Raw genomic sequence first — 26,563 nt, forward strand, 5'->3', positions numbered from 1 at the left:
GCGCGGAGCGCCACCGCCGCTCGTCCGTGCGGCAAGGGCCGGGGAGACCACCCCGGCCCTTCGCGTGTCGTCAGCAGCCGTTGTATCCCGCGGTCGGCATCGAAAGCCGCCGGTGCACATGGGACTTCATCGCGAGCGTGTAGACCGGCTCGTCCAGATCGGCGGTCTCCAGGCGGACGCCCGCCGCCGCGCACCGCCGGCCGAACTCGTCGGCCCCGTCGATGGCGTACTCCAGCGCCCGGCGGTTGGGCGTCACGAACACATCGACCCGGCCGTCTTCGACGTCGCTCCACAGTGCGCTGTGGTCGGCGCGCAGCTGGTGCAGGCTGAGCTGGCAGGTCAGGTGGTAATCACGGGCTGCCGCCCACTGTTTGCACATGTCGTGCTGGCTGCGGTCATCGACCAGGAACGGATCCTCGTCCAGCTCGGACAGCGGCATCAGGCAGGCGATCGCCGTCACTCGGACCGAGTTCATCGTGCCCTCCGGGGCGTGGCGACTGTGGGGGCGACGATACCCCCGCCGACGGCCCGCGGTGGAGGGGCTGCACCGGGTGGCGAGGCGTATCCGCAGGCATGGCAGATCTTCCAGCCGTCCTGGTTCACGGCGAGCTGACCGCCGCACCGGGGGCAGTTCTCGGCGTACGGGCGGGGAGGGGCGGGGCGCGGACGGCGTGGAACGGTCGTCGCGATACGTGATGCCGACGCCATGCGGCCTCCAGCTGCCGTCTTTGTGCCCGGGACAGGTCCGATGCCGCTCGCCGTTGTGCGGAGGTGTTCGTTCCTGCCGTTCCTGAGTACCAGGAAGGCGCCCGATGGCGGATCCGGAGGGTTCGGTTTCGGCCAGGTCCGGACCAGTGCGCGGACGCGGCGCCGCCCGGCGCGCGTACGGGTCCGGAACGGGGCTCGTGGAACGCGCGGGACTCGTGGAAGAGGCTCGTGAAAGGGACTCGGCCGCGGGCTCTCAGGCCCGGCCGAGGGCCTTGGTCACCGAGATCTCGATCACGACGCGATCGGGGTTGGGCTCCGGGGTCCGGCCGTACCGCTCGGCGTACCGGCGCACCGCGTCGGCCACCGACTCGGCGTCCGTACGCACCCGGGCGGTGCCCTCCAGCGTCGCCCAGCGACCGCGGTCCACCTGGCACACCGCCACGGTGGCCCCGCCCGCTCCGGCGGCCAGGACGTTCTTGACCTTGGTGCTGTCCTTGCGGGTGATGATCCGCGCGATCCGCTGCCCGGCGTCGTAGGTGACACCGACCGGCACGACATGCGGTGTGCCGTCCGTACGCAGGGTCGTCAGCGTGGGCATGAAGTACTCGCCCCAGAAGGCGAGGTACTCGGGGGTGAGGGCGGAGAGGTCGTGGGCCATGGGGGCCAGGGTAGTTGGGGGCCCGGGAATCAGAGGAAGTCGCCCGTCTCCAGGTCGAAGGAGAAGGGGGCGGGGAGGGAGAGGGGCTTGCCGAAGGGGGCAGTGACGCGCGATTCGTAATCGCCGTCGGAGGGCTCGTGGAAGAGCGTGGTGGTGGCCCGGCCGCGGTCGATCAGCAGATAGAGAGGCGTGCCTCCGAGGGCATAGCTGCGGCGCTTGGCGGTTCGGTCGAGTTCCGGCCGGTCGCCCGTCACCTCGATGACCATCTTCAGCTCCGTGCCGGGTCTCCACCATGGCGGGGTGCCCCGGAACTCCCGGGTTCCGACGATCGTCAAGTCGGGGATCACGTGGTTGTCGGGATGCGAGCCGGACGACGGCGGGATCAGCCCCTTGTGCGCGGATAGGTCGAATTCTGGGCGGTTCCGCAGCAGCTGCTCCGTGAAGCCGCTGAGGCAGTGTTCGTGGTTCCCGGCCGGTGCCGTCGTCACCACCATCTCGCCCTCGATGAGCTGGGCCCGTACGCACTCGGGTGCTGCCGCGTCCAGCTCGTGGAAGATCTCCAGCAGGATCGCGGACTGGGCGTCGGTCTCGCGGGGGGTGGGCTCGGCGGTCATGCCTCCCAGCCCGCCGGGCGACTGCGCGCCCCGGTGGCGGTGTCCGGTCGGTTCGCCCGTGGGTGGGAAACGAACCTTGAGTGGAATAGACTCAACTTATCGCACGTTAGCCAAAGCAGGGCTAGCCCCCGCGGCAGGATCGGTACGCAGAGGCGCGCGCAGCGCACAGGGCACGAGGAGGATCACGAGGACGTGGACGCCGAGCTGACCAACAAGAGCCGGGAGGCGCTGAGCGCCGCCAACGAGCGGGCGATCGCCGCCGGGCATGCGGACATGACGTCCGCGCATCTGCTGCTCGCGCTGCTGGCGGGGCGGCCCGATGACAACGCCAACATCATGGACCTGCTGGCGGCCGTCGAGGCGGACGCCGTCGCGCTGCGCTCCGGGGCCGAGCGCCAGCTCGCCGGGCTGCCCAGCGTGCAGGGCTCGACCGTGGCCCCGCCGCAGCCGGACCGCGAGCTGCTCGCCGTCATCGCGGACGCCGCCCAGCGGGCCAAGGACCTGGGCGACGCGTACATCTCCACCGAGCACCTCCTCATCGGCATCGCCGCCAAGGGCGGGCGCACCGGTGAGCTGCTGGAGCAGCAGGGCGCCACGGCCAAGAAGCTGCTGGCCGCCTTCGAGGCGAGCCGCGGCGGCCGGCGGGTGACTACCCCGGACCCGGAGGGCACGTACAAGGCGCTGGAGAAGTTCGGCACGGACCTCACCGCGGCGGCTCGCGAGGGCAAGCTCGACCCGGTCATCGGCCGGGACCACGAGATCCGGCGGGTGGTGCAGGTGCTGTCCCGCCGTACGAAGAACAACCCGGTCCTCATCGGCGAGCCGGGCGTCGGCAAGACCGCCGTCGTCGAGGGGCTGGCCCAGCGCATCGTCAAGGGCGACGTCCCCGAGTCGCTGCGCGACAAGCGGCTGGTCGCGCTCGACCTGGGCGCGATGGTCGCCGGCGCGAAGTACCGCGGCGAGTTCGAGGAGCGGCTCAAGACCGTCCTGGCCGAGATCAAGGACAGCGACGGCCAGGTCATCACCTTCATCGACGAGCTGCACACGGTCGTGGGCGCGGGCGCCGGCGGCGACTCGTCCATGGACGCGGGCAACATGCTCAAGCCGATGCTGGCCCGCGGCGAGCTGCGGATGGTCGGCGCCACCACCCTCGACGAGTACCGCGAGCGCATCGAGAAGGACCCGGCGCTGGAGCGGCGCTTCCAGCAGGTGCTGGTCGCCGAGCCGACCGTCGAGGACACGGTGGCGATCCTGCGCGGGCTCAAGGGCCGCTACGAGGCCCACCACAAGGTGCAGATCGCGGACTCGGCGCTGGTCGCCGCGGCCACCCTCTCGGACCGCTACATCACCTCCCGGTTCCTCCCCGACAAGGCCATCGACCTGGTCGACGAGGCCGCCTCCCGGCTGCGGATGGAGATCGACTCGTCCCCCGTCGAGATCGACGAGCTCCAGCGCGCCGTCGACCGCCTCAAGATGGAGGAGCTGGCGCTCCGCAACGAGACCGACGCCGGCTCCGTGCAGCGGCTGGAGCGGCTGCGCAAGGACCTCGCCGACAAGGAGGAGGACCTGCGCGGTCTGACCGCCCGCTGGGAGAAGGAGAAGCAGAGCCTCAACCGCGTCGGCGAGCTGAAGGAGCGGCTCGACGAACTGCGCGGCCAGGCCGAACGCGCCCAGCGCGACGGCGACTTCGACACCGCCTCCAAGCTGCTGTACGGGGAGATCCCGTCCCTGGAGCGGGAGTTGGAGGAGGCCGCGCGGGCGGAGGCCGAGCAGGAGGCCGCCAAGGGCGCTGGGACCAGGGAGCCGATGGTCAAGGAGGAGGTCGGCCCGGACGACATCGCGGACGTGGTCGGCTCCTGGACCGGCATCCCGGCCGGGCGCCTCCTGGAGGGCGAGACCCGCAAGCTGCTGCGGATGGAGGAGGAGCTGGGCAAGCGGCTGATCGGCCAGGGCGAGGCGGTACGCGCGGTCTCCGACGCGGTGCGCCGCACCCGCGCCGGTATCGCCGACCCGGACCGGCCCACCGGCTCCTTCCTCTTCCTCGGCCCGACCGGTGTCGGCAAGACCGAGCTGGCCAAGGCGCTGGCGGACTTCCTCTTCGACGACGAGCGGGCGATGGTCCGGATCGACATGTCGGAGTACGGCGAGAAGCACAGCGTGGCCCGGCTGGTCGGCGCGCCGCCCGGCTATGTCGGCTACGAGGAGGGCGGCCAGCTGACGGAGGCGGTCCGCCGCCGCCCGTACAGCGTGGTGCTGCTCGACGAGGTCGAGAAGGCCCACCACGAGGTCTTCGACATCCTGCTCCAGGTGCTCGACGACGGCCGCCTCACGGACGGCCAGGGCCGCACCGTCGACTTCCGCAACACCATCCTCATCCTCACCTCCAACCTCGGCTCCGCCTTCCTGATGGACCCGCTCCTGAAGGAGGAGCAGAAGAAGGAGAAGGTGCTGGAGGCGGTCCGCGCCTCCTTCCGCCCCGAGTTCCTCAACCGCCTCGACGACCTGGTCGTCTTCCACCCCCTCGGCACCGACCAGCTCCAGCGGATCGCGCAGCTCCAGCTGAGCCACCTCCAGCACCGGCTGAGCGACCGCCGCCTCACCCTGGATGTCAGCGACCGGGCGCTGACCTGGCTCGCCTGGCTCGGCCGGGAGCCGGTCGCAGGCGCCCCGGCGCCGGACCTCTCGTACGGTGCCCGGCCGCTGCGCCGCCTGGTCCAGACGGCCATCGGCGACCAGCTGGCGCGCGCCATCCTGTCGGGCGAGGTGCTCGACGGGGACACCGTCCGGGTGGACGTGGACGTGGACGGGGACGGCGAGGGCCTGACGGTGGCGGCCGCCCGACCGGCCGGCTGACCTTCCCGGCCGGGCCGCGCCCTCCGGCCACCCCGGATGCGCGGCGTCTGCCGGTCCGGGGTTGCCAGGACGGGGCGCATATGGGGGAGGATGGCAGAGACCATACGAAGGGAATTCCACGGTGAGCATCGACCCGTCCTCGATTCCGAATTTCGGGGGCCAGCCCGAACCTCAGCCGTCGGGGCCTGATGGTCCCGTCGTGCCCGACCAGGACCTGGTCAAGCAGCTCCTCGACCAGATGGAGCTGAAGTACGTAGTCGACGAGGAGGGTGACCTCGCCGCCCCGTGGGAGCAGTTCCGCACGTACTTCATGTTCCGGGGCGAGGAGGAGCAGCAGATCTTCTCCGTCCGGACGTTCTACGACCGTGCCCACGGCATCGACGAGAAGTCGAAGCTGCTGGAAGCGATCGACGACTGGAACCGCCGGACGCTGTGGCCCAAGGCGTACACCCACACCCATGACGACGGCACGGTCCGTCTGATCGGTGAGGCATCGATGCTGGTCGGCACCGGTGTCTCGCTCGAACACTTCGTGTCGAGCACGGTCAGCTGGGTCCGCGCCTCGATCGAATTCGACAAGTGGCTCGTCGAGCAGCTCGGTCTGGAGGCCGAGATCGAAGGCGATGAGAAGCCGGGGGACGACGAGGGCTGAGCCCCGTCCGACCCGCACCCCGGCTGCGCGGGCCCCAGGAGCCGACCGTTGTCGGTTCCCGGGGCCCGCGTCCGTCTGTGACGCCGTTACAGCGGCGAGTCCCGGGAGCGGGCCGTGGTAACGACGTCACGGCGGCAGCGACGCGATCGCCAGCAGATAGACCCCGTACCCGAGCGAGAGCGCGGCGAGCGCGCCGGCGACCGGGACGGCGGTGCGGATCCGGGCCCGCGCCAGCGCCCGCGCCGCCGGCAGCAGCAGCGGAAAGGCCGGCAGCAGGAAGCGGGGCTTCGACGGGAAGTATCCGGTGCCGCCGAGCGCGATCGCGACCAGGACCGTGGTGTAGACGAGCAGCGCGACCGGCGGCCGGTCCAGCACCAGCAGCGCGTACAGCAGCAGCGCCGCGGCGATCACCGCGACCGCCATGAAGTGCACCGGCGGGGCGCCGGCGAGCACCAGGTGCCTGATCTCCCGCAGCGTGTCCCGCCCGAAGTCGAAACGGGAGCCCCACAGCTCCTGTACGTCGAAGTACCCGAGCGGCCCGCCGCCGGTCCGCACGCCGACCCACAGCACGTATCCCAGCCAGCCCGCCGGCGCGACCAGCACGGCCGCCACCGGCCGCAGCCCCGGCCCCCGGCCGCCGCCCTCCCCGGCACCGCCGCTTCCCCGCCGCCACGCCTCCGCGGCCGCTCCCGCGCCCACCGCCGCCACGATGGCCAGCGCGCTGGGCCGGGTCAGCCCCGCCGTCGCCGCCAGCACCCCGGCCCACAGGAAGCGCCGGGTGAGCAGCGCGTACAGCGACCAGGCGGACAGCGCGGTCAGCAGCGACTCGGTGTACGCGAGCGACTCGATGACGGCCTGCGGCAGCAGCGCCCACAGGACGACGAGCAGGGTTCCGGTACGTCGCCCGTGGAGCCGCTCCCCGACCGCGTAGATCCCCCAGGCGGCCACCCCGGCCGCCGTCCAGGAGACCAGCAGGGCGGCGTTCACCGCCCCGACCGGGGCGGCCGCCGTCCCCACCGCCCGCACCAGCCACGGGTACAGCGGGAAGAACGCCAGGTCCGCGACGGGCAGATCGGGCCACATCCCGGTCGGCGCCGGCGCCCCGTAGCCGTGCAGCGCGATGCTCAGATACCACCTGGAGTCCCAGGACGCGCCCAGCAGCGTCCGCGGATGCCGCCCGGTGTGCCAGGCCCACACCGCGGTGCACAGCATCCCGGCGGCCCGGATCCCGGCGAACAGGACGAGCGCGGTCCGCGCCCGCCGCAGCCCCGCCCGCACCCGCTCCCGTAGGGGCCCCGGACGCCCGCCCGGGTCCGCCGCCCGCGGCGTCCCCGGCGGCTCGGCGGTCTCCGGTGTTTCGGCGGTCTCGGCGGACACGGAACACCTCCGGTTCGGGGGCGCGCCTCCGCGCCGGAGGCAGGTCAGGGCACCGGACCGCCAGGGCCTGTCCGACGGGTCGGGGCCGGGTCCGCACCCAGACTCCCCGCGCCCCGCCCCCGCCCGCGACCGCAGCCGCCCGAACGGGTGGCGGCCCCTCCTCGGAGGACCGCGGTCTCAGAGCCGCTTCAGCCGCCCCGCCGCCTCCTCCAGGGTCGCGGTGCACTTGCAGAAGGCGAAGCGCACGAACGGGGCGCCCTGGTCCTGGTGGTCGTAGAAGACGGCGTTCGGGATGGCGACCACGCCGGCGCGTTCGGGCAGGGTGCGGCAGAAGGCGAAGCCGTCCTGCTCGCCCAGCGGGCGGATGTCGGTGGTGATGAAGTACGTGCCGGCCGGCCGGAAGACCTGGAAGCCGGCGTCGGCGAGGCCGCCGGCGAGGATGTCGCGCTTGGCGCGGAGGTCGTCGCGCAGGGCGGTGAAGTAGCTGTCGGGCAGGGCGAGGGCCTCGGCGACGGCGTACTGGAAGGGGCCGGCCGAGACGTAGGTGAGGAACTGCTTGGCGGAGCGGACGGCCGCGGTCAGCTCGGGGGACGCGGTGACCCAGCCGACCTTCCAGCCGGTGAAGGAGAAGGTCTTGCCGGCCGACCCGATGGTGACGGTGCGCTCGCGCATGCCGGGGAACGAGGCGAGGGGGAGGTGCTCGCCCTCGAAGACGAGGTGTTCGTAGACCTCGTCCGTGACGACCAGGAGGTCGCGCTCCACGGCCAGTTCGGCGACGGCGGCGAGTTCGTCGCGGGTCAGGACGGTGCCGGTGGGGTTGTGCGGGGTGTTGAGGAGGATGAGGCGGGTGCGGTCGGTGACCGCGTCGCGCAGCTCGTCGAGATCGAGGTGGTACGTGCCGGTCTCGGGGGACGGGCGCAGCGTCACCGGGACGCGGCTGCCGCCCGCCATCGCGATGCAGGCGGCGTACGAGTCGTAGTACGGCTCCAGGGCGACGACCTCGTCGCCCGGTTCGAGGAGGGCGAGCAGCGAGGCGGCGATGGCCTCGGTGGCGCCGGCGGTGACCAGGACCTCGGTGTCGGGGTCGTACGACAGCCCCAGGTGCCCGTAGAAGCGCTGCTGGTGGGCGGCGACGGCGGTGCGCAGCTCGGGGATTCCGGGGCCCGGGGGGTACTGGTTGCCGCGGCCGTCCCGCAGGGCGCGCACCGCCGCTTCGCGGACCTCCTCCGGGCCGTCGGCGTCCGGGAAGCCCTGGCCGAGGTTGATGGAGCCGGTGCGTTGGGCGAGCGCCGACATCTCGGCGAAGATCGTGGTGCCGAAGGCGGCGAGGCGGCGGTTGAGCAGCGGTCGGTCCATGCGCGCCATCCTGCGCCGAACCTCTGGAGTTCCTCAACTGTGCTTTGAGCCCTCCTGGGCGGGGCATCAGCCCCTGCACGACAGACCATGAGGCCGCTGGAGAGCGCGGCCGGCGGCGCGGGACGGCGCCGCGGCGGCGCACCGGCGCCGGACGGAGCGATGCCTCGCTTCGGGGGAACGGAAGGAGTGTGAGGCGGGAATGATGGGCCTGTTCTTTTTCGCGGTGATCTGCGTGGTGGTGCTCGGGCTGGTGGGGGTGGCCTCGCGGGGCGGCTCCGGCCGGAAGCGGAGCGGGTACGGCGCGTCCAAGGGCTCCCGGAGCAGGGGCGGCGACGGGGGCGGCAGTTGGTGGGCGGCGGGGGCCGGCGACGTCGGTTCCGGTTCGAGCGGCGGGCACCACCATCACCACTCGTGCGGTGGTGGCGGCGGCCACCACGGCGGCCATTCCTGCGGCGGGCACTCCTCCTGCGGCGGTGGCGGCTGCGGCAGTTCCTGAGGGGCCGCTCTAAGGGGACCCTGACAGACCCCTGGGGGAACTCGCACGAATGTGCCCACGGTCGCGGCGCGGGTTCCGCGCGCGGTCGCGGGCACTCCGCTTTTCCTGGCGGAAACGGCCGTTGTGTCGCGCTCGTACCCGGTCTCCGGTGGCACACATGCGGGCAGCCCATGCGGCCTTGCATATGCGTCCAGCGCATGGCGTGAAACGTTCAACGCCCTTTGTGGGATTGGTGGTTGAACAGGTGAACTGCATGGCCCTCTAGGGGATGGAAACCCGGCGAAGCTGGGTAAAATCACTGTGGGCGGCACGCCATCCGTGATTCCCTCTCCTTTGAGAATCCCCCAGTTCTCGGACCCCACGTGGGCACGAGCCGGCAGGCAGTCGTACATCCCTGATCCTTCTCGGGCGGACCGGCCCACCATCCACTGCGTGCTTGCGGAGCCGACCCATGCTCACGACCCTGAAAACGGCGTACACCGATACCCGCGCATCCGATCTCGCCTGGGCCCTGGGCAGGGAACCCCTGCCGGCCCTGGCCGTACTGAATCTCCAACTCGACGACGCCCGGGTGCAGTTGAGGCTGCTCGGGGCTTCCCACCAGGTGCTGCTGGATGAGGAGCACGGCAACTGTTCCGAGACGGTCGCCTGTATGCCGGGCAGCAGCACGCCGCTGCCGCTCGGTGTGGCCAAGCGGCTGGGGGACTGGGAGTACGAGTTCGCCGCGCACGTCGAGACGCTGTCGCGCGGCTCGTTCGCCGGGCGGGCGCAGGAGCTGCTCGCGCTGGTCGCGGAGCATCCGCACGGCCTCGCCGGCACCTTCCCGGGCTCGCCGCACGCCTTCACCGCGATGCTGGCGCAGCGTCAGCAGGGGCAGGTGCGCTGGCGGACCTGGCACGCCTACCCGCAGGAGGGGCGCCTGGTGGCGACCCGTACGCGGGTGGGGGTGCGGGCGGTGATCGCGGCCTGAGGGGCGCCGGAGGTGGTGTGTGAGGCCCTGGTTGCGCCGTGGTCGTAGAGGTGTCAACTGGTGCGCGCGGCACCCAGAGTGCACTCGTGTGGGTGACATAGGGCCACCTCGTCGTCACGTAGCGTTCATGTCATGATCGACCCGCCAGAGCCTTTCCTCGGCGCCCTCGGGCCGCCCGAGGCCATGATGCCGGCCCGGCTGCCGGTGCCGTCCGGGCTCGGTCGGCTGCTGGTGCTCGCGGTGGTCTTCGTCTGCGCGGCCTGCGGGCTGGTCTACGAACTCGAACTGGTCGCCATGGCAAGCTACTTGATCGGCGACTCGGTCACCCAGGCGTCGGTCGTGCTCTCCGTGATGGTCTTCGCGATGGGGGTCGGCGCGCTGCTGGCCAAGCGGCTGCGCTGCCGCGCCGCGGTCGGCTTCGGGGTGGTCGAGACGGTCCTCGCGCTGGTCGGCGGCAGTTCCGCGATGGCGCTCTACGCCTGCTTCGCGTGGTTCGGGCAGTCCCGCTCCGCGCTCGTCGGCTTCACGCTGGCGATCGGCACGCTGATCGGCGCCGAGGTGCCGCTGCTGATGACGCTGATCCAGCGGGTGCGCCGGCAGGACGCGGGCGGCGCGGTGGCCGATCTGTTCGCCGCCGACTACGTGGGCGCACTGGTCGGCGGGCTGGCCTTCCCCTTTCTTCTGCTGCCCTGCCTGGGCCAGTTGACCGGTGCGCTGCTCACCGGCGGGATCAACGCGGTGGCCGGCTCGGTGCTGGTGCTGTGGCTCTTCGGGCGCGAGCTGACCGCCCGTACGCGCTGGCTGCTGCTCGCCGCCAACGTGCTGGTGCTCGCGCTGCTCGCCACCGGCGTGGTGCTGGCCGGGCCCTTCGAACAGGCCGCCCGGCAGGCGGTGTACGGGTCGGCGGCCCGGGTCGCGGTGCAGACCGGCATCCAGGAGGTGGTGCTGACCGGCGGCACGGGCGGATCGCGCGGCGGCGCGAGCGGTGCGGGGCGGGGGAGGAAAGGTTCCGGCAGGCCGCTGGAGCTCTATCTCGACGGGCGGTTGAAGGTCAGCGCGGTCAACGAGTTCCTCTACCACGAGGGGCTGGTGCACCCGGCGATGGCCGGCGGCCCGCACCGCCGGGTGCTGGTCCTGGGCGGCGGCGACGGCCTCGCGGTACGCGAGCTGCTGCGCTACCGCACGGTCCGCTCGGTCACCGTCGTCGAGATCGACCCGGGGGTGGTGCGGCTGGCGCGCACGGACCCCGGACTGTCGGCGCTCAACGCGCGGGCGCTGCGTGATCCGCGGGTCCGGGTGGTGACCGCCGACGCGTTCAACTGGCTGCGGAAGCAGGGTGCTTCGGTCCACCGGCCGCGCCCGGAGCGGTACGACGTGATCGTCTCCGATCTGCCGGACCCGGGGATCACCGCGAGCACCAAGCTCTACTCCCAGGAGTTCTACGGCCTCGCTCTGCGGCTGCTGGCCGACGACGGCCGGATGGTGGTGCACGCCGGACCGCCGTGCGCCCGGCCGCAGACGTACTGGACGGTGGACGCGACCCTGCGGTCGGTGGGCCTGGCGACCCTCCCGTACCGCATCCCCGGCCGGCTCTCGGACTTCTCGGGCGGCCCCGACCGCTCGGTCGCGCCGTACACCGTGTTCGGGCGGCCCGGGACGAGCGACCGGGCGCCCACGACGGTGCCGTACCTCTGGCGGGTACCGCCCGCCGCCCCGCCGGGCGGGGTCCGGTACTGGGGCTTCCTCCTGGCCGCTCGGCAGCCGCCGCGGCTGGCCTCGGCTCCCGACGCCCCGCCGGCGGCGTCCGTCGTCCTCGGCGAGGCGCAGGCCGGGCGGCAGGGCGCGGTACGGGACCGGATCCCCGGCCTGGCGCCGTCGACGCTGATGCGTCCCCGGTATCTGGAGTGAGCCGCGGGCCCGACCCGAACACCACGGACATCCACCAAGGGCTCCCCGTGGCGCTGACGAAGGAATTAGGCTCCCATGACATGGAGCATGAGGTGTACGTTCCGTTTCCCGTCGGGACCGTGCGGCAGGCACTCACCGAGCCGGAGCGGGTGGCGCGCTGCGTCCCGGGAGTCCAACTCGACGCCGATGCGGCCCCGCACCGCCCCGAGGGCCGGCTGCGACTGCGCGTCGGGAGCTCCACCATCACCTATCGCGGGGCGCTGACCGTCAGCGGCGGCGCGGCGGACGGCACCGGTCCGTTGACCGTCGAGGCGACCGGCGCCGAGACACGCGGCGAGGGGGCGGTGTCGCTGACGCTGACCGTAGGACTGTCCTCCGCCGGCGAGCCCGGCCCGGGGACGGTGCTGACGTGCCGGGGCACGGTCCGCAGCGACGGCCGGCTGGCCGATGTCGACGGCCAGGCCGCGCGGACCGCCGGGCGCCGGCTGCTGGACCGCTTCGCGGAGAACCTCGCGGCCGATCTGGAGGCGCGGCCGGTGGCGGAGCCGGAGGGCGGCGCCGGGCCGGTGCCGCAGAGCGTCTTCGACACCGAGGTGCCGCCGCCGGCGCTCGACCCGCTCAGCGACGCGGAGGACGACGTCAGCGTCGTCGCGGACGCCGAGGAGGCGGCCGCGGCCGACGCGGCGGACGACTTCTCCGTCGAGGACGTCGATGGCGTGGACGACGTCATCGACGCCGACGACGAGGACGACCTCGACGACGAGCTCGGGGACGACCTGGCCGCGCCGGACGACATCGGTGCCGGGCACGGCACCGTGCCCGCGGAGGCCGCGCACGCCCGCCGGACGATGATCGGGCGCAGCGCGGAGGAGGTGGACCACGCCCCGCCGCGCGGCCGGTACGCGCCGGTGCCCGCGCCCGAGACGAGCGGGGGCTCGGCGACGCTGCGCTGGGCGGCGCCCGCCGCCGCGGTGGTGCTGGCGTCGGCGGTGGTCGTCGGCCGGGTGCTGCGGCGCCGCCGCTGACCGGGGCGGTCTCCGTCCGGCCTCCCCCTGCCGGTGGCCGTGCACCGGCGGGGCCGCCGCCACACCGCTAGGGTCGCTTCCGTGAGCACCGAGAACACCACGCAGAGCGCGGCCGGTACGCGCGGGGCGGACGGCGTACGGCTGGCCGCCCGAGACACCGAACTGACCGTCCACCCGGAGAACGGCTGCCGGATCGGCAGTCTGCGCGTCGGCGGCACGGAGCTGCTGCGGCAGGGCGACAAGTACGGCTGCTTCCCGATGGTGCCGTGGTGCGGCCGGATCGAGAACGGCCAGTTCCGCAACGGCGCCGAGCGGCACCAGATGCCGGTCAACTCGCCGCCGCACGCCATCCACGGCACCGGCCGCGACGTCCGCTGGCGCACCGTGCGGACCGGCGGCACCGCGGCTGCCTTCACCTACGAGCTGACCGATCCGGCGGCGCCGTGGCCGTATCCGGGGACCGTCACCCAGGTCGTCGAGCTGGCCGAGGACGGCGGTTCGCTGACGCTCACCATGGGCGTCGAGGCGACCGGCGACTCCTTCCCGGCGCAGGCCGGCTGGCACCCGTGGTTCCTGCGGAACCTCGGTACGGGCGGGGACGTGCGCGTCGACTTCGCCGCCGAGTGGCAGGAGGATCGCGGGCCGGACCATCTGCCGACCGGCCGCCGGATCCCGCAGCGGCCCGGTCCCTGGGACGACTGCTTCGGAATGCCGCGCGGTGTCGAGGTGACGCTCACCTGGCCGGGGCGGCTGGAGCTGACGGTGTCCAGCCGCGCCGAATGGGTCGTGGTCTACGACGAGCAGGAGGCGGCGGTCTGCGTCGAGCCGCAGTCCGGCCCGCCGAACGGTCTGAACACCGCCCCGCGCCTGGTCACCCCGATCGATCCGCTGGAGATCTCCACGACGTGGGCCTGGCGGGCGCTGTAGCCGGCGGGCCCGGCCGTCCACGCGCTCTGTCCTAAGCTCATACGCATGACTGACGACGTGCGCGGCGAGCTGCTGCAGCAGATCAAGGACAAGGCCGTGGTGCACGGCAAGGTGACGCTCTCCTCCGGCAAGGAGGCCGACTACTACATCGACCTGCGCCGGATCACCCTCGATGGCCAGGCGGCGCCGCTGGTCGGTCAGCTGATGCTCGACATCACCGCCGATCTGGAGTACGACGCGGTCGGCGGGTTGACGCTCGGTGCCGACCCGGTGGCCACGTCGATGCTGCACGCCGCCGCCGCGCGCGGCCGGCGGCTGGACGCGTTCGTGGTGCGCAAGGCGCAGAAGACCCACGGTATGCAGCGCCGTATCGAAGGTCCGGACATCACCGGCCGCCGGGTGCTGGTCGTCGAGGACACCTCCACCACGGGTGGCTCGCCGCTGACCGCCGTCGAGGCGGCGCGTGAGGCCGGGGCCGAGGTCGTTGCGGTTGCGACGATCGTTGACCGGGGTGCCGCTTCGGCTCTTGCCGACGCCGGGCTCCCGTACATCACCGGATACCAGCTCGGGGACCTCGGCCTCAGCTGAGTACCGGTCGACGGAGCGGCCTCTGAACTGCGGTTTTGATGCAGATGCGGCGTGCCGGGGGTGACCCGGCGCGCCGTTTCACGTGAAACCCGGCACGCCGTTTCACGTGAAACGGCACACCGCACGCGCGGGCCCGCCGAACGGGCGATGTGGAGCTGCGCAGCGAGTCTGGGAAGATGTGCCACGGCGAAGTCGTCGCCCCCTGGTCAGGGCCAAGAACGCACACCCCGCACATACAAGGAGCGGACAGATGCCCATCGCAACTCCTGAGATCTACAACGAGATGCTGGACCGGGCGAAGGCGGGCAAGTTCGCCTACCCGGCCATCAACGTGACCTCGTCGCAGACCCTGCATGCAGCGCTGCGCGGTTTCGCCGAGGCCGAGAGTGACGGCATCATCCAGATCTCCACCGGTGGTGCGGAGTTCCTGGGCGGTCAGTACAGCAAGGACATGGTGACCGGCGCCGTCGCGCTCGCCGAGTTCGCGCACGTCGTGGCCAAGAAGTACGACATCACCGTCGCGCTGCACACCGACCACTGCCCCAAGGACAAGCTGGACGGCTACGTCCGCCCGCTGCTGGACATCTCCGCGGAGCGCGTCGCCAAGGGCGAGAACCCGCTGTTCCAGTCGCACATGTGGGACGGCTCGGCCGAGACCCTCGCCGACAACCTGGCCATCGGCCAGGAGCTGCTGGCCAAGGCCGCCGCCGCCAAGATCATCCTTGAGGTCGAGATCACTCCGACCGGCGGCGAGGAGGACGGCGTCACCCACGAGATCAACGACGAGCTCTACACCACGGTCGAGGACGCGCTGCGTACCGCCGAGGCGCTGGGCCTGGGCGAGAAGGGCCGCTACCTGCTCGCCGCCTCCTTCGGCAACGTCCACGGCGTCTACAAGCCGGGCAACGTCGTGCTCCGTCCCGAGCTGCTGAAGGACCTCCAGCAGGGCGTCGGCGCCAAGTACGGCAAGACCGCGCCGTTCGACTTCGTCTTCCACGGCGGCTCCGGCTCCACCGAGCAGGAGATCGCCACCGCGCTGGAGAACGGCGTGGTCAAGATGAACCTGGACACCGACACCCAGTACGCCTTCACCCGCCCGGTCGCGGACCACATGTTCCGCAACTACGACGGCGTGCTGAAGGTCGACGGCGAGGTCGGCAACAAGAAGACCTACGACCCGCGCAGCTGGGGCAAGCTGGCCGAGGGCGGGATGGCCAAGCGCGTCACCGAGGCGTGCGCCAACCTGCGCTCCACGGGTACCAAGCTGAAGTAGGCACATCGGTTCACCAGGGCCCCGTATCCGTTCCGGGTACGGGGCCCTGCCGCGTCCGGGGCTCGTGCGGCCGCCCGCGGATCGGGGCATGCTCACGGTATGAGTGAGCCGCGCCATGGATGAGCCCGGCGGGATCCGGCTGGCCTCGCCGCAGGGCCGCTGGGTGCTGGCGACGGCCGTACTGGGGTCGGGCATGGCGATGCTCGACACCACGGTCGTCAATGTCGCGCTGCCGAAGATCGGCGCGGACCTCAACGCGGATCTCGCGGTCCTCCAGTGGACCGTCACCGCCTACATGCTGACGCTCTCCTCGCTGATCCTGCTGGGCGGGGCGCTGGGCGACCGGCTCGGGCGGCGCAAGGTCTTCGTCATCGGAGTCGTGTGGTTCGCGGTGGCCTCGCTGGTGTGCGGGCTGGCGCCGAACGCCGGGGTGCTGGTCGCGGCACGGGCGCTCCAGGGCGTCGGCGGGGCGCTGCTCACCCCCGGCTCGCTCGCGCTGATCCAGGCCGTCTTCCATCCGGACGACCGGGCGCGGGCGGTCGGCGCCTGGTCGGGGCTGGGCGGGGTGGCCGCGGCGGTCGGTCCGTTCATCGGCGGCTGGCTGGTGGACGGGGCCGGCTGGCGCTGGGTGTTCTTCCTGAACGTGCCGCTGGCGGCGGTCTGCGTGCCGGTGGCGCTGCGGCACGTACCCGAGACCCGGGAGCGGGGCGCCCGCGGGGTGCGCGGCTTCGACGTACCGGGCGCGGTGCTCGGCGCGCTGGCGCTGGCCGGGGTGACGTACGCGCTGATCGCGGCGCCGGGACGGGGCGTCGCGCCGGGGGTGATCGGGCCCGCGGTGGCCGGGGTGCTGCTCGGGGTGGCGTTCGTCCGGGTGGAGCGCCGGCGGGCCGATCCGATGCTGCCGCCGGAGATCTTCGCCGGCCGGCAGTTCACCGCGGTCAACGCGGTGACGGTGTGCGTCTATGCCGCGTTCGGCGGGTTCTTCTTCCTGACCGTGCTCCAGCTGCAGGTCGTCGCGGGCTACTCCGCGCTCCAGGCCGGTACGGCGCTGCTGCCCACGACCGTGCTGATGCTCCTGCTGTCCGCCCGCTCGGGCGAGCTGGGCCAGCGCATCGGCCCGCGGATCCCGCTCACCGCCGGCCCGGTGCTCTGCGCGGCCGGGATGCTGCTGATGACCAGGGTGGGCCCGGGCGCGTCCTACGTCGCCGATGTGCTGCCCGCGCTGGTGGTGCTGGGCGCCGGCATGGTGACCCTGGTCGCCCCGCTCACGTCCACCGTGCTGGCTTCGGTGGATGTGGACCGGGCGGGCCTGGCCAGCGGGATCAACAACGCGGCGGCCCGGGCCGCGAGCCTGATGGCGGTGGCCGCGCTGCCGCTGCTGGCCGGGATGGGCCCGGAGGCGTACCGCTCGTCGACCGAGTTCTCGGCGGCCTTCCGGCGGGCCATGCTGCTGTGCGCGCTCGTGCTGCTGCTGGGCGCGCTGACCGCCTGGCTGACCGTCCGCAACGACGCCCTGCAGGCCCCGGAACCGTGCCACGCCGAGTGCACGTACCACTGCGGCGTGACCTCCCCGCCCCTGGACCCGGGCGAAGCCAACCCCGGACAGGAGCAACCCCCCGGTGTCCCCGACCCGTAGCCGGCCGCACCACACCACTCGCACTGACCCCCACCTCCCGAAACTCACCCACCCACGGGAGGGGACGGGCCGGAGTGGCGGGGTGTCCGGACGTAAAGCGAAGCAGTCCGGACACCCCGCCCCGGAGGACCGTCACCGCACCCCGAAAGCCCCGCGCAGCGGACAAAAACCACCACGGCGGGGCACCCGACAACGTGGGAGGCGGGCCCCGCGCAGCGGCTCCGCGCCGCAGGCGCAGCACAGCCAAACCCCGACGGTGGGAGAGCCGACAACGTGGGAAGCCGGCCAAGCGCAGCGGACCGGCGGGAGGGCCGACAACGTGGGATGCAGCCCAGCGCAGCGGCCAGGCAATACTGAGACCATGCCCATTCACGAGAACCTGCTCGGGGGACCGCCCCCGACCCATCTGCCCGACGACCCCGAGCCCCGCGAGCTGCTCGCGTCGGGCACGGCCCCGTCCGATGTCGCCGCGAAGTACCCGACCTCCTCGCTGGCCTGGGCCCAGCTCGCGGACGATGCCTTCCAGGCCGGCCGGACCGTCGAGTCGTACGCCTACGCCCGTACCGGCTACCACCGCGGGCTGGACGCGCTGCGCCGGGCCGGTTGGAAGGGCCACGGCCCGGTGCCCTTCGAGCACGAGCCCAACCGCGGCTTCCTGCGGGCGCTGCACGCCCTTGCCCGCGCCGCTCAGGCGATCGGTGAGCAGGACGAGTACGAGCGTTGCTCGGCCTTCCTGCGGGACTCCTCGCCGACCGCGGCCGACACGCTGTCCTGACGAAACGCGCTGCCCTGACGGAACACGTCGTCCTCATGGGAGCACGTTGCCCTGACGGGAACACGTCGCCCTGACAGGAGCGCCTGCGCTCGCCCTACGGGGTGGGACGGGGGCCCGGGAGCCGGGGTCCCAGGGGCCGGCCGCATGTCCGCGGTCGGCCCTTGCGCGGTGGTGGCCCAGCACCGATGATTTCAGTGGGCCGGGTCATCCCGAGCCTGAGGGGACCGGGGCTCCCGTGCCGACAAGGAAGGAGCGGACCGCTACCCGGAGTTCGCACCTGAGGAGTCCCTCATGTCGCATCCGTCTCCCACCGATCCCGCGCACCGCCCGCCGGCGCCGGCCACCGAGGTCCCTGAGGCCGCCGAGGCCCCCGAGGCGGACCCGCCGTTCGGCCCCGATCTGAGCATCGGCAGCAGCACCACCACCCCGTACGAGGACTACGTCCAGGCGCGTGTCCTCACGCATCTCCAGCAGCCGCACTCCGACGACCCCGGCGAGATGGTCTTCCTGGTCACCACCCAGGTCATGGAGCTGTGGTTCACCGTCATCGTCCATGAGTGGCAGACCGCCGCCGACGCGCTGCGCCGCGACGATCTGACGGTGGCGATGGACGCGCTGCGCCGTTCCACGTACGAGCTGGAGGCGCTGAACGCCGCCTGGAAGCCGCTCGCCCGGCTGACCCCGGCGCAGTTCAACTCCTACCGCGCCGCGCTCGGCGAGGGCAGCGGGTTCCAGTCAGCGATGTACCGGCGGCTGGAGTTCCTGCTCGGCGAGAAGTCCGCGTCGATGCTGGTGCCGCACCGCGGCGCCGCCCAGGAGCACGCCGAACTGGAGAAGGCGCTCCAGGAACCGAGCCTGTACGACGAGACGCTGCGGCTGCTGGCGCGCCGCGGCCACGCCGTCCCGGCGGCCGTGCTCCGGCGGGACCCGGCGCTGCGCTACGAGCCGGACCCGGCCGTCGAGGCGGTGTGGGCCGAGATCTTCGCCGGGCCGCAGGAGTCCGAACTGGTCCGGCTCGGCGAGCTCTTGACCGATGTCGCCGAGCTGGTCTGGCGCTGGCGCAACGACCATCTGGTGGCGACCCGGAGGGCGATGGGAGCGAAAATGGGTACCGGTGGGTCCGCGGGAGTCGCCTGGCTGGAGAAGCGGGCCCGCAAGAACGTCTTCCCCGAGCTGTGGACGGCGCGAAGCCATGTCTGAGAGTCCTGAGAACAGCAGGAGTCCCGAGAACGGTGGGAGTCCCGAGAGCAGCGGGAGTCCTGAGAGCAGTGGGAGTCCTGAGAGCAGCGGGGCACAGCGCCCCGAGGGTGCCGGGAGCCCGGAGCGCGCCGTGACGCCGCGGCAGTCCGCGGGCTCGTCCGGCGGTTTCGGCACGCGCAAGGAGGCGGCGCGCGCCGCGGAGCTGGACGCGGCCGGGCCGCTCACCGCCACCCGCGACCGCTTCGTCCTCGACGAGGACACCGTCTATCTGGACGGCAACTCGCTGGGCGCACTGCCCCGCTCGGTGCCCGGCCGGATCGCGGATGTCATCACCCGTGAGTGGGGTGAGCTGCGCATCCGGTCCTGGACCGAGTCGGGCTGGTGGACCGCGCCGGAGCGGGTCGGCGACCGGATCGCGCCGCTCGTCGGGGCGGCGCCGGGCCGGGTGGTGGTCGGCGACTCGACCAGCGTCAACATCTTCAAGGCGGTGGTCGGCGGCATCCGGATGGCCGGAAAGGGCTGTACGGAAATCCTGGTCGACGCCACGACCTTCCCGACCGACGGCTACATCGCGCGCTCGGCGGCCCGGATGGCCGGTCTCGCGGTGCGCCCGGTCGAGCCCGCGCGCATCGCCGACGAGGTCACCGAGCGGACCGCGCTCGCGCTGGTCAACCACGTCGACTACCGCACCGGGGAGCTCAACGACCTGCCCGGCATCACCGCCGCGCTGCACTCCGCGGGCGCGCTCGCCGTCTGGGACCTGTGCCACAGCGCCGGTGCGCTGCCGGTCGGGCTGGATGCCCACGGGGTGGATCTCGCCGTCGGCTGCACGTACAAGTACCTCAACGGCGGCCCGGGTTCGCCCGCGTACCTCTACATCCGGGAGAGCCTCCAGGAGCGGTTCGAGTCGCCGCTGCCCGGCTGGAACTCGCATACCGACCCGTTCGGGATGGAGCCCGGCTACACCCCGGCCGACGGCATCGTGCGCGGCAGGGTCGGCACCCCCGACATCCTGTCGCTGCTGGCGCTGGAGGCGGCGCTGGAGGCGTGGGAGGGCGTCTCCATCGAGGAGGTGCGCACCAAGAGCCTGGCGCTGACCGACTTCTTCCTGGAGTGCGTCAACGAGTACGCGCCGCCGGGCCGGGTCCGCTCGGTCACGCCGTACGAGCACCGGCGGCGCGGCAGCCAGGTGTCGCTGGAGGCGGTGGGCGCCGGTGAGGTGATGGACGAGCTCATCCGGCGCGGTGTGGTCGGCGACTTCCGCCGCCCGGACGTGCTGCGCTTCGGCTTCACCCCGCTCTATACGACCTTCGCGGACGCGGAGCGGGCGGCCTGGGTGCTCGGCGAGGTGCTACGGGAGCAGGTGGACCGCGAGACGGCCGAGGGGCCCGGGGCGGCGGGCCCGGCGGCCGGCGGCGACGGCGGGTGAGCGCGGCCGGCGAGGAGGCGGCGCTGCTGGGGCTCGCCCCGGTGGCGCCGGTCCGCACGGTGGCGTACGGGCCCCATCCGGACCAGGTGGTGGACCTGTACGGGCGGTGGCCGGAGCCGGGGTCCAGGTCCGGGGCCGGGGCCGGTCCCGGGGGCCCGTTGGTGGTGCTGCTGCACGGCGGGTTCTGGCGCGCGGCGTACGACCGGCGCCATCTGTCGCCGTGTGCCGACGCGTTGGCCCGCCACGGCCTGTCGGTCGCCTTGGCCGAATACCGCAGGGTGGGCGCGGGCGGCGGCGCGCCGCGGACGTTCGCGGACGTGGCGGCGGCCATCGGCACGGCGGTCGGCGCGGCGGTCGGTGCGGTGCCCGGCCCCGGGGCCGCGGCGGGGGCTGGTGGCGAGCCCGGTGGCGGGTCCGGTGGTGCGGCGGGGGCCGGGCCGGGCCGCCGTGGTGTCGTCCTCGTGGGGCACTCGGCGGGCGGGCACCTCGCGCTGCTCGCCGCCGCCCGCCCCGGCCCGCCGGTGGCCCGGGTCGTCGCGGTCGCGCCGGTCGCCGATCTGGCCCGCGCCCACGAGCTGGGCCTGAGCGACGGCGCGGTCGCCGAGCTGCTGGGCCCCGGGCCGGGGTTCGCGGAACGCCTGGCCGCCGCGGACCCGATGGCCCACCCGCCCGCCGGCGTCCCGGTCACGCTGCTGCACGGCACCGCCGACCTGGACGTCCCGCCGGACCTCTCGCGCCGCTACGCCGCCGCCCACCCCACCGCCACGGAGCTGCGCGAACTCCCGGACGTCGGCCACTACGCACCCGTCACGCCCGGTACCGCCGCCTTCCGCACCCTCCTCGCGCTGCTGGCCGACGAGGGCCGGCAGACGGGCTGACCAGCGGGCTGACGGGCTGGCGGGCGGAGCGGGGGCCGGCCGGCGGACACAGGGCGGTGGCCACCGGCCAAGGCGGCGTCCGCCGGGAGACGGCAGCCGAGGGTAGGGCGTCGATCGTGGACGGGACGTCGGTCGGGGGAGGACGCCAGCCGGCCAGGACGGCAGCGGCCCGACGCCGCAGCCGCCTGTCTTGTGCGGGATATCCAGATGTGACCGATATGACCATGGCGTCGGCGGCGACCGCCCGCCGCCCGTGTGACCTGCGGGGCAGCCGATCCCGCCCGCGTAGTACCTGAGACGGACGCCCATAGATCCGCTTCCGTGGGGACGCCTGGGCGGCCATCGCTGCTTACCGTTGTCTGCGTGAATGAGACGACCCAGACGCAGAGCACCCTGCGCTCGGAGGCCCGAATAGCCCATGGCGCGCTGCACACCCTGCGCCAGGACCTGTTCGTCGACGCCTTCGCCCTCCGTCCGATGCCGCCGCTGGAGGACTCCAGACTGCCCCGGTGGCTGCCGGGGCGGGTACGGCGCTGGGCGCGCTGGCTGCCGCACTCCGCCGTCGGCTTCTTCTCGGCATGTGTCTTCCTCTCGACCGTCGCCACCGGCTATGACCCGGGCCCGATCCGCGGCGTTTTCGCGGTGGGATTCGCGCTGCTGCTCGCCGCGCCACCGGCGCTCACCCTCTTCCGGCCGGTGGGCGCCTTCTGGCTGTCGCTGTCGGCGGTCGTCCTGGGGATGATCTTGGGGCGGATCTTCTCCCCGTACGGCGGCGGCTTCTCGTACGGCGCGGCCTTCGCCATCCACCTCGTCGTGATGGCGCTGGTGGTGCTGCGCACCCGGCCGCGGCTGGCCGTCGAGATGTGGCTGGTCACCTTCGGGCTGGGGGCGGTGCTGTCGACGCTCGCCGGCGGGAGCGCGACCGACAATGCGGAGGTGGCCTTCTTCTGCGGCGTCGTCCTCGTCTCCGCCGCGGCGATCCGCGCCTGGCGCGAGGAGCGCCGGCAGGTCGTCGAGACGCAGAGTGTCACCGCCGAGGAGCGCTCCCGGCGCACGCTGCTGGAGGAGCGCGCCCTGATCGCCCGCGAGCTGCACGACGTCGTCGCGCACCATATGTCGGTGATCGCCATCCAGGCCGAGGCGGCGCCCTACCGGGTGGCGGACACCCCGCCCGAACTCGCCACATCCTTCGCCACCATCCGCGAGAACGCGGTCGCCGCGCTCACCGAACTGCGCCGCATCCTGGGCGTGGTCCGCTCCGAGGATCCGGACGCCTTCGTCGAGAGCGACCCGGAGGCCCCGCAGCCGACGCTCGACAGCCTCGATTCGCTGTTGGGCAGCGTCCGTAGCGCCGGTCTGACCGTCGAGGCGGTGACCACCGGGGCGCCCCGGCCACTGCCGCAGGGCGTCGAGCTGTCCGCCTACCGGATCGTGCAGGAGGCGCTGAGCAACACGCTGCGGCATGCGCCGGGCGCGGAGGCCCGGGTGGAGATCTCCTACGTCCTGGGCGGGCTCGGACTGCGGATCGTCAACGGCGCGCCGAGCCGGCTCGCCAAGCCGTCCCCGGGCGCCGGGCACGGGGTGCTCGGTATGCGGGAGCGGGTGCAGATGCTGGGTGGCGAGATAACGGCCGACCACACCGAGGACGGCGGGTTCGAGGTCGCGGCCTTCATTCCCGTCGCGCACACGGCGGGGGAGACCGCGTCGGGCAGGGGGACCGCATGATCCGGGTACTGATCGTCGACGACCAGGTGATGGTTCGCGAGGGTTTCTCCGTGCTGCTGAACGCCATGCCGGACATCGAGGTCGTCGGCGAGGCCGTCGACGGCCGGCAGGCGGTGCACAAGGTGGCGGTCCTGCGGCCCGACGTCGTCCTGATGGACATCCGCATGCCGGAGATGAACGGGCTGGAGGCGACCCGCGAGATCGTCGCCGCCGACGCGGACGCCAAGGTCCTCGTGCTGACCACCTTCGACCTGGACGAGTACGTCTACCAGGCGCTGCGCGCCGGAGCCAGCGGCTTCCTCCTCAAGGACGCCTCGGCCGGCCAGCTCGCCGAGGGCGTGCGGATCGTCGCCTCGGGGGAGGCGCTGCTCGCCCCGACCGTCACCAAGCGGCTGATCAGCGAGTTCTCCCGGCTCGGCGCACCCCGTGCGCCGGCCCAGGAGCGCATCGGCGATCTCACGGAGCGGGAGACGGAGGTGCTGGTGCTGGTGGCCCAGGGGCTGTCGAACGGCGAGATCGCGGAGCATCTCGTCGTCGCCGAATCGACCGTGAAGACGCATGTCAGCCGGATTCTCGTGAAGCTCGGGCTGCGCGACCGGACCCAGGCGGCGGTGTTCGCGTACGAGGCGCGGCTGGTGACGCCGGGCGGCTGAGGGCCGCGGACGGCCGGTGCGGCGGGCGATACGGCGGGCGGTCCGCGCCACAATGATCTCCTTTCCGGTACGGGTGCGCCCGGTGCGCCGGCCTGGTCCGCACACCGGGGCGGCACGTCGGTCGACGCTTCGGACGGCACTGTCCACAGGCTGTGGACGATTCGGCGGGCCGGCGGGAGTGCGCCGCCGGAGTCCGCTACAGCTCCGGCGGCGCACGACAGAGGGTCAGCCGAGGTCGCGGCGGCGGAGGCCGGTCAGGCCGGCGGATATGAAGACCGCCGACAGGGCCGGCAGCCACAGGAAGGGTGCGGCCGTCACCGTCCCGCCGGGGAGCTTGGGCAGATGCCCGTACGGCGAGAGGTCCATCGCCCACTGGGGGAGATCGAGGGCGGGACCGACCCAGCCCAGGGCGAGGCAGCCGCCGACCAGGGCCCAGACGGCGCCGGTCGCCTTCGGCAGCAGGCCGAAGACCAGCACCGCCAGCCCCGTGAGGGTCCACACCGCCGGGAGCTGGGCGAGCGCGGCGGTCAGCACCGGACCCGTACGGCCGGCGAGGTCGCCCACGGAGGCGCCGTAGCTGATGCCCAGGGCCAGCCCGCCGGTGGCCAGCACCACGGCGCTGCCCGCCACGGCGACGGCCAGATGACCGCACGCCCAGCGCACCCGGCCCACCGCGCTCGCCAAGAGCGGTTCGGCGCGGTCACCGGTCTCCTCGGCGCGCATCCGGAGCACCGCGCCCACGGCGTAGATCGCGGCGATCATGCCGAGCAGGCCGGTCATCGTGGCCAGGAAGGCGTCGGTCAGCCCCCGTTGGCCGCCCATCCGCTCGAAGAGCTCGCGGGTCTGCTGATTGCCGCCGACCATGCTCGCGGCCCCCTTGGCGATCCCGCCGAACGCCGCACCGGCGAGCGCGAAGCCGGCCGTCCAGCCCAGCAGGGTGGTGCGCTGGAGCCGCCAGGCCAGGCCCGACGGGCCGCCCAGCGAGCGGGGCGCCCGGGCCGGTCCGGGGCGGGCCGGCAGAAAGCTCATCCCGATGTCGCGGCGTGCGGTGAGGGCGTACGCCGCCGCCGTCGCCACGGCCGTCGCGGTGGCGAAGAGCAGCACCACCCACCAGCGCTCACCGGCGTACGCCCGGAGGTTCTGCGACCAGCCGACCGGCGAGAGCCAGGTGAGCACGGGGGCGCCGCCTTCCCTGGCGGTGGCCCCGCCCGGGGCGCTCGCGGCGTCACCGGCGGCGCGCAGCGCGAAGGCCAGCCCGAGGGCCGCGCCGGTCAGGCCCTTGGCCATCCGGGCGCTCTCGGTGAGCTGCGCGGCGATCGCGGCCAGGGCGGCGAAGAACATGCCGGCGCCGCCGACCGCGATGCCCAGGGCGAGCGAACCGCCCGCCGGCTGCCCGGACTTGGCGAGTCCGGCGGCGATCAGCACGGCGAGCCCGGCGTTGGCGACGAGCGCCGCCAGCAGGGCCGCGGTCAGCGGCGCCCGGCGTCCCACCATGGCGGCGGAGAGCAGCTCCTGACGGCCCGTCTCCTCTTCCTCGCGGGTGTGCCGGACGACGATCAGCAGGCTCATCACGGCGGCCAGCACCGCGCCGAGCCCGGCCATCCGCCAGGCGACCAGGCCGCCGACGGAGTCGCTGAAGACCGGTCCGTACAGCGCGCGCAGCGAGGCGTTGGCGTTCATCGACGCGGCGAGGTCGGCGCGCTTGGCGGCGGTGCCGTACAGCGCCTGGAGGGACGAGCCCATGCCGGCGACGGACAGCCCGAGGACCAGCACCCAGGCCGGGATCATCAGCCGGTCGCGGCGCAGGGCGAGGCGCAACAGGGCGCCGGTGCCCGCGAGATGGCGGGCTCCCCCGGCGCGGGCGGGGGCCGCCGCTACCGCGGTCATCGCGCGACCGCCCCTTCGGTGCGGGCGCCGCCCGGCCGCCGGACGTCGTCCTGATAGTGGCGGAGGAACAGCTCCTCCAGGGTGGGCGGCGTGCTGCTGAGGCTGCGCAGGCCCGCCGCGCCGAGCAGCCGGAGCACCGCGTCGAGCTTGTCGGTGTCGGCCTGGAGCCGGACCCGGCAGCCCGCGCCGCCCGCCCCCGGCCGCACGTCCAGGTCGTGGACGCCGGGCAGTCCGGAGAGACCCTCGGGCGCTCCGGCGAGCTCGGCGACGACGGACGTACGGGCGAGGTGCCGCAGCTCGCCGAGGGAGCCGGACTCCACGGTGCGGCCCTTGCGGATGATGCTGACGCGGTCGCAGAGCGCCTCGACCTCGGACAGCACATGGCTGGAGAGCAGGACCGTACGGCCGCGGTCGCGCTCCTCCGCCACGCAGGACTGGAAGACCTCCTCCATCAGCGGGTCGAGCCCGGAGGTCGGCTCGTCGAGTATCAGCAGGTCGACGTCCGAGGCGAAGGCGGCGACCAGCGCGACCTTCTGGCGGTTGCCCTTGGAGTACGTGCGCCCCTTCTTGGTGGGGTCCAGCTCGAAGCGCTCCAGGAGCTCGGCCCGGCGCGCGGTGTCGAGCCGGCCGCGCAGCCGGCCGTAGAGGTCGATGACCTCGCCGCCGGAGAGGTTCCGCCACAGGGTGACGTCGCCGGGCACATACGCCACCCGGCGGTGGACCGCGACCGCGTCCTGCCAGGGGTCCCTGCCCAGCAGCCGGGCGGCACCGCGGTCGGCGCGCAGCAGACCCAGCAGCACCCGGATCGTCGTGGACTTGCCCGCGCCGTTGGGCCCGAGGAAGCCGTGCACCTCACCGGCCTCGACTTCGAGGTCGAGGCCGTCCAACGCCTGTGTCCGGCCGAAGGACTTGTGGAGGCCGGACACGCTGATCGCCTTCGTCATGATTCCGAAGGTACGCGAGATTCACAAACTT

23 protein-coding genes are annotated in these 26,563 nt (G+C 73.2%); 16 read left to right on the top strand and 7 right to left on the bottom strand.

Annotation, left to right across the window (positions count from 1 at the left end; all coding sequences use genetic code 11):
• Positions 1-70 precede the first annotated feature (70 nt).
• The 3 genes from GR130_RS01105 to GR130_RS01115 all read right to left on the bottom strand — a co-directional run bounded on the left by GR130_RS01105 (position 71) and on the right by GR130_RS01115 (position 1,980).
• Positions 71-475 carry a hypothetical protein gene (locus GR130_RS01105; RefSeq protein WP_159502978.1) on the bottom strand — a complete coding sequence of 135 codons (405 nt, stop codon included), beginning with the start codon at positions 473-475 and terminating at the stop codon, positions 71-73.
• Between the two features lie 486 nt (positions 476-961).
• Entirely contained in the window at positions 962-1,366 is a 405-nt protein-coding gene (locus GR130_RS01110) for a pyridoxamine 5'-phosphate oxidase family protein (protein WP_159502979.1), read from the bottom strand.
• A 29-nt stretch (positions 1,367-1,395) separates the two neighbouring features.
• Positions 1,396-1,980, bottom strand: coding sequence for a Uma2 family endonuclease (locus tag GR130_RS01115; protein ID WP_159502980.1), 585 nt, complete (start codon positions 1,978-1,980; stop codon positions 1,396-1,398).
• A gap of 192 nt (positions 1,981-2,172) precedes the next feature.
• Here GR130_RS01115 and clpB point away from each other — a divergent pair, with 192 nt between their 5' ends.
• Positions 2,173-4,833 (top strand): ATP-dependent chaperone ClpB, encoded by a 2,661-nt coding sequence (gene clpB / locus GR130_RS01120; protein ID WP_159502981.1) that lies wholly within the window; start codon positions 2,173-2,175, stop codon positions 4,831-4,833.
• Positions 4,834-4,954: 121 nt separating this feature from the next.
• Complete coding sequence (locus tag GR130_RS01125) at positions 4,955-5,485, top strand: YbjN domain-containing protein (protein WP_159502982.1); 531 nt, start codon at positions 4,955-4,957, stop codon at positions 5,483-5,485.
• A 126-nt stretch (positions 5,486-5,611) separates the two neighbouring features.
• On the opposite strand, the gene GR130_RS01130 is transcribed toward GR130_RS01125, so the two are convergent.
• Together GR130_RS01130 and GR130_RS01135 are read right to left on the bottom strand one after the other, a co-directional pair.
• Positions 5,612-6,862 (bottom strand): hypothetical protein, encoded by a 1,251-nt coding sequence (locus tag GR130_RS01130; protein ID WP_236572660.1) that lies wholly within the window; start codon positions 6,860-6,862, stop codon positions 5,612-5,614.
• 177 nt (positions 6,863-7,039) lie between these two features.
• Positions 7,040-8,218: a pyridoxal phosphate-dependent aminotransferase gene (locus tag GR130_RS01135; protein ID WP_159502983.1), complete on the bottom strand. Its 1,179-nt coding sequence runs from the start codon at positions 8,216-8,218 to the stop codon at positions 7,040-7,042.
• Between the two features lie 199 nt (positions 8,219-8,417).
• Between GR130_RS01135 and GR130_RS01140 the strand changes: the two genes are divergently transcribed.
• The 14 genes from GR130_RS01140 (at position 8,418) to GR130_RS01205 (ending at position 23,701) form a co-directional block, all read left to right on the top strand.
• Positions 8,418-8,714, top strand: a complete 297-nt coding sequence (locus tag GR130_RS01140) for a hypothetical protein (protein WP_443043502.1) — start codon at positions 8,418-8,420, stop codon at positions 8,712-8,714.
• Between the two features lie 451 nt (positions 8,715-9,165).
• On the top strand, positions 9,166-9,684 hold the full coding sequence (locus GR130_RS01145; RefSeq protein WP_159502984.1) for a DUF2617 family protein: 519 nt from the start codon (positions 9,166-9,168) through the stop codon (positions 9,682-9,684).
• A 132-nt stretch (positions 9,685-9,816) separates the two neighbouring features.
• On the top strand, positions 9,817-11,592 hold the full coding sequence (locus tag GR130_RS01150; protein ID WP_159502985.1) for a polyamine aminopropyltransferase: 1,776 nt from the start codon (positions 9,817-9,819) through the stop codon (positions 11,590-11,592).
• Between the two features lie 80 nt (positions 11,593-11,672).
• A complete protein-coding gene (locus GR130_RS01155) occupies positions 11,673-12,617 on the top strand; it encodes an SRPBCC domain-containing protein (RefSeq protein WP_159502986.1) in 945 nt (314 codons plus the stop codon).
• Between the two features lie 81 nt (positions 12,618-12,698).
• The gene (locus GR130_RS01160; protein WP_159502987.1) at positions 12,699-13,544 is read left to right on the top strand and encodes an aldose epimerase family protein; all 846 of its coding nucleotides are present in this window, start codon (positions 12,699-12,701) and stop codon (positions 13,542-13,544) included.
• A gap of 45 nt (positions 13,545-13,589) precedes the next feature.
• Positions 13,590-14,132 carry an orotate phosphoribosyltransferase gene (pyrE, locus tag GR130_RS01165; RefSeq protein WP_159502988.1) on the top strand — a complete coding sequence of 181 codons (543 nt, stop codon included), beginning with the start codon at positions 13,590-13,592 and terminating at the stop codon, positions 14,130-14,132.
• A 250-nt stretch (positions 14,133-14,382) separates the two neighbouring features.
• A complete protein-coding gene (gene fbaA, locus GR130_RS01170; protein ID WP_159502989.1) occupies positions 14,383-15,405 on the top strand; it encodes a class II fructose-bisphosphate aldolase in 1,023 nt (340 codons plus the stop codon).
• 115 nt (positions 15,406-15,520) lie between these two features.
• A complete protein-coding gene (locus GR130_RS01175) occupies positions 15,521-17,041 on the top strand; it encodes an MFS transporter (protein ID WP_159502990.1) in 1,521 nt (506 codons plus the stop codon).
• A gap of 361 nt (positions 17,042-17,402) precedes the next feature.
• Positions 17,403-17,816: a DUF3151 domain-containing protein gene (locus tag GR130_RS01180; RefSeq protein ID WP_159502991.1), complete on the top strand. Its 414-nt coding sequence runs from the start codon at positions 17,403-17,405 to the stop codon at positions 17,814-17,816.
• A 291-nt stretch (positions 17,817-18,107) separates the two neighbouring features.
• Positions 18,108-19,016 carry a tryptophan 2,3-dioxygenase family protein gene (locus tag GR130_RS01185; RefSeq protein WP_159502992.1) on the top strand — a complete coding sequence of 303 codons (909 nt, stop codon included), beginning with the start codon at positions 18,108-18,110 and terminating at the stop codon, positions 19,014-19,016.
• Between the two features lie 130 nt (positions 19,017-19,146).
• Positions 19,147-20,445, top strand: coding sequence for a kynureninase (gene kynU / locus GR130_RS01190; protein ID WP_159502993.1), 1,299 nt, complete (start codon positions 19,147-19,149; stop codon positions 20,443-20,445).
• Complete coding sequence (locus GR130_RS01195) at positions 20,442-21,323, top strand: alpha/beta hydrolase family protein (protein WP_159502994.1); 882 nt, start codon at positions 20,442-20,444, stop codon at positions 21,321-21,323. The genes kynU and GR130_RS01195 overlap by 4 nt, the downstream gene beginning before the upstream one ends.
• A 363-nt stretch (positions 21,324-21,686) precedes the next feature.
• The gene (locus GR130_RS01200) at positions 21,687-23,048 is read left to right on the top strand and encodes a sensor histidine kinase (RefSeq protein WP_236572662.1); all 1,362 of its coding nucleotides are present in this window, start codon (positions 21,687-21,689) and stop codon (positions 23,046-23,048) included.
• Positions 23,045-23,701: a response regulator gene (locus tag GR130_RS01205; protein ID WP_159502995.1), complete on the top strand. Its 657-nt coding sequence runs from the start codon at positions 23,045-23,047 to the stop codon at positions 23,699-23,701. The genes GR130_RS01200 and GR130_RS01205 overlap by 4 nt, the downstream gene beginning before the upstream one ends.
• A gap of 225 nt (positions 23,702-23,926) precedes the next feature.
• On the opposite strand, the gene GR130_RS01210 is transcribed toward GR130_RS01205, so the two are convergent.
• Positions 23,927-25,588 (bottom strand): ABC transporter permease, encoded by a 1,662-nt coding sequence (locus GR130_RS01210; protein WP_159502996.1) that lies wholly within the window; start codon positions 25,586-25,588, stop codon positions 23,927-23,929.
• A complete protein-coding gene (locus tag GR130_RS01215) occupies positions 25,585-26,532 on the bottom strand; it encodes an ABC transporter ATP-binding protein (protein ID WP_159502997.1) in 948 nt (315 codons plus the stop codon). Before GR130_RS01215 ends, GR130_RS01210 begins: the two co-directional genes overlap by 4 nt.
• Positions 26,533-26,563: the final 31 nt, after the last annotated feature.

Origin of the sequence: Streptomyces sp. GS7 (genome assembly GCF_009834125.1) — a bacterium.
In the GTDB taxonomy this organism is placed as follows: Bacteria; Actinomycetota; Actinomycetes; order Streptomycetales; family Streptomycetaceae; genus Streptomyces.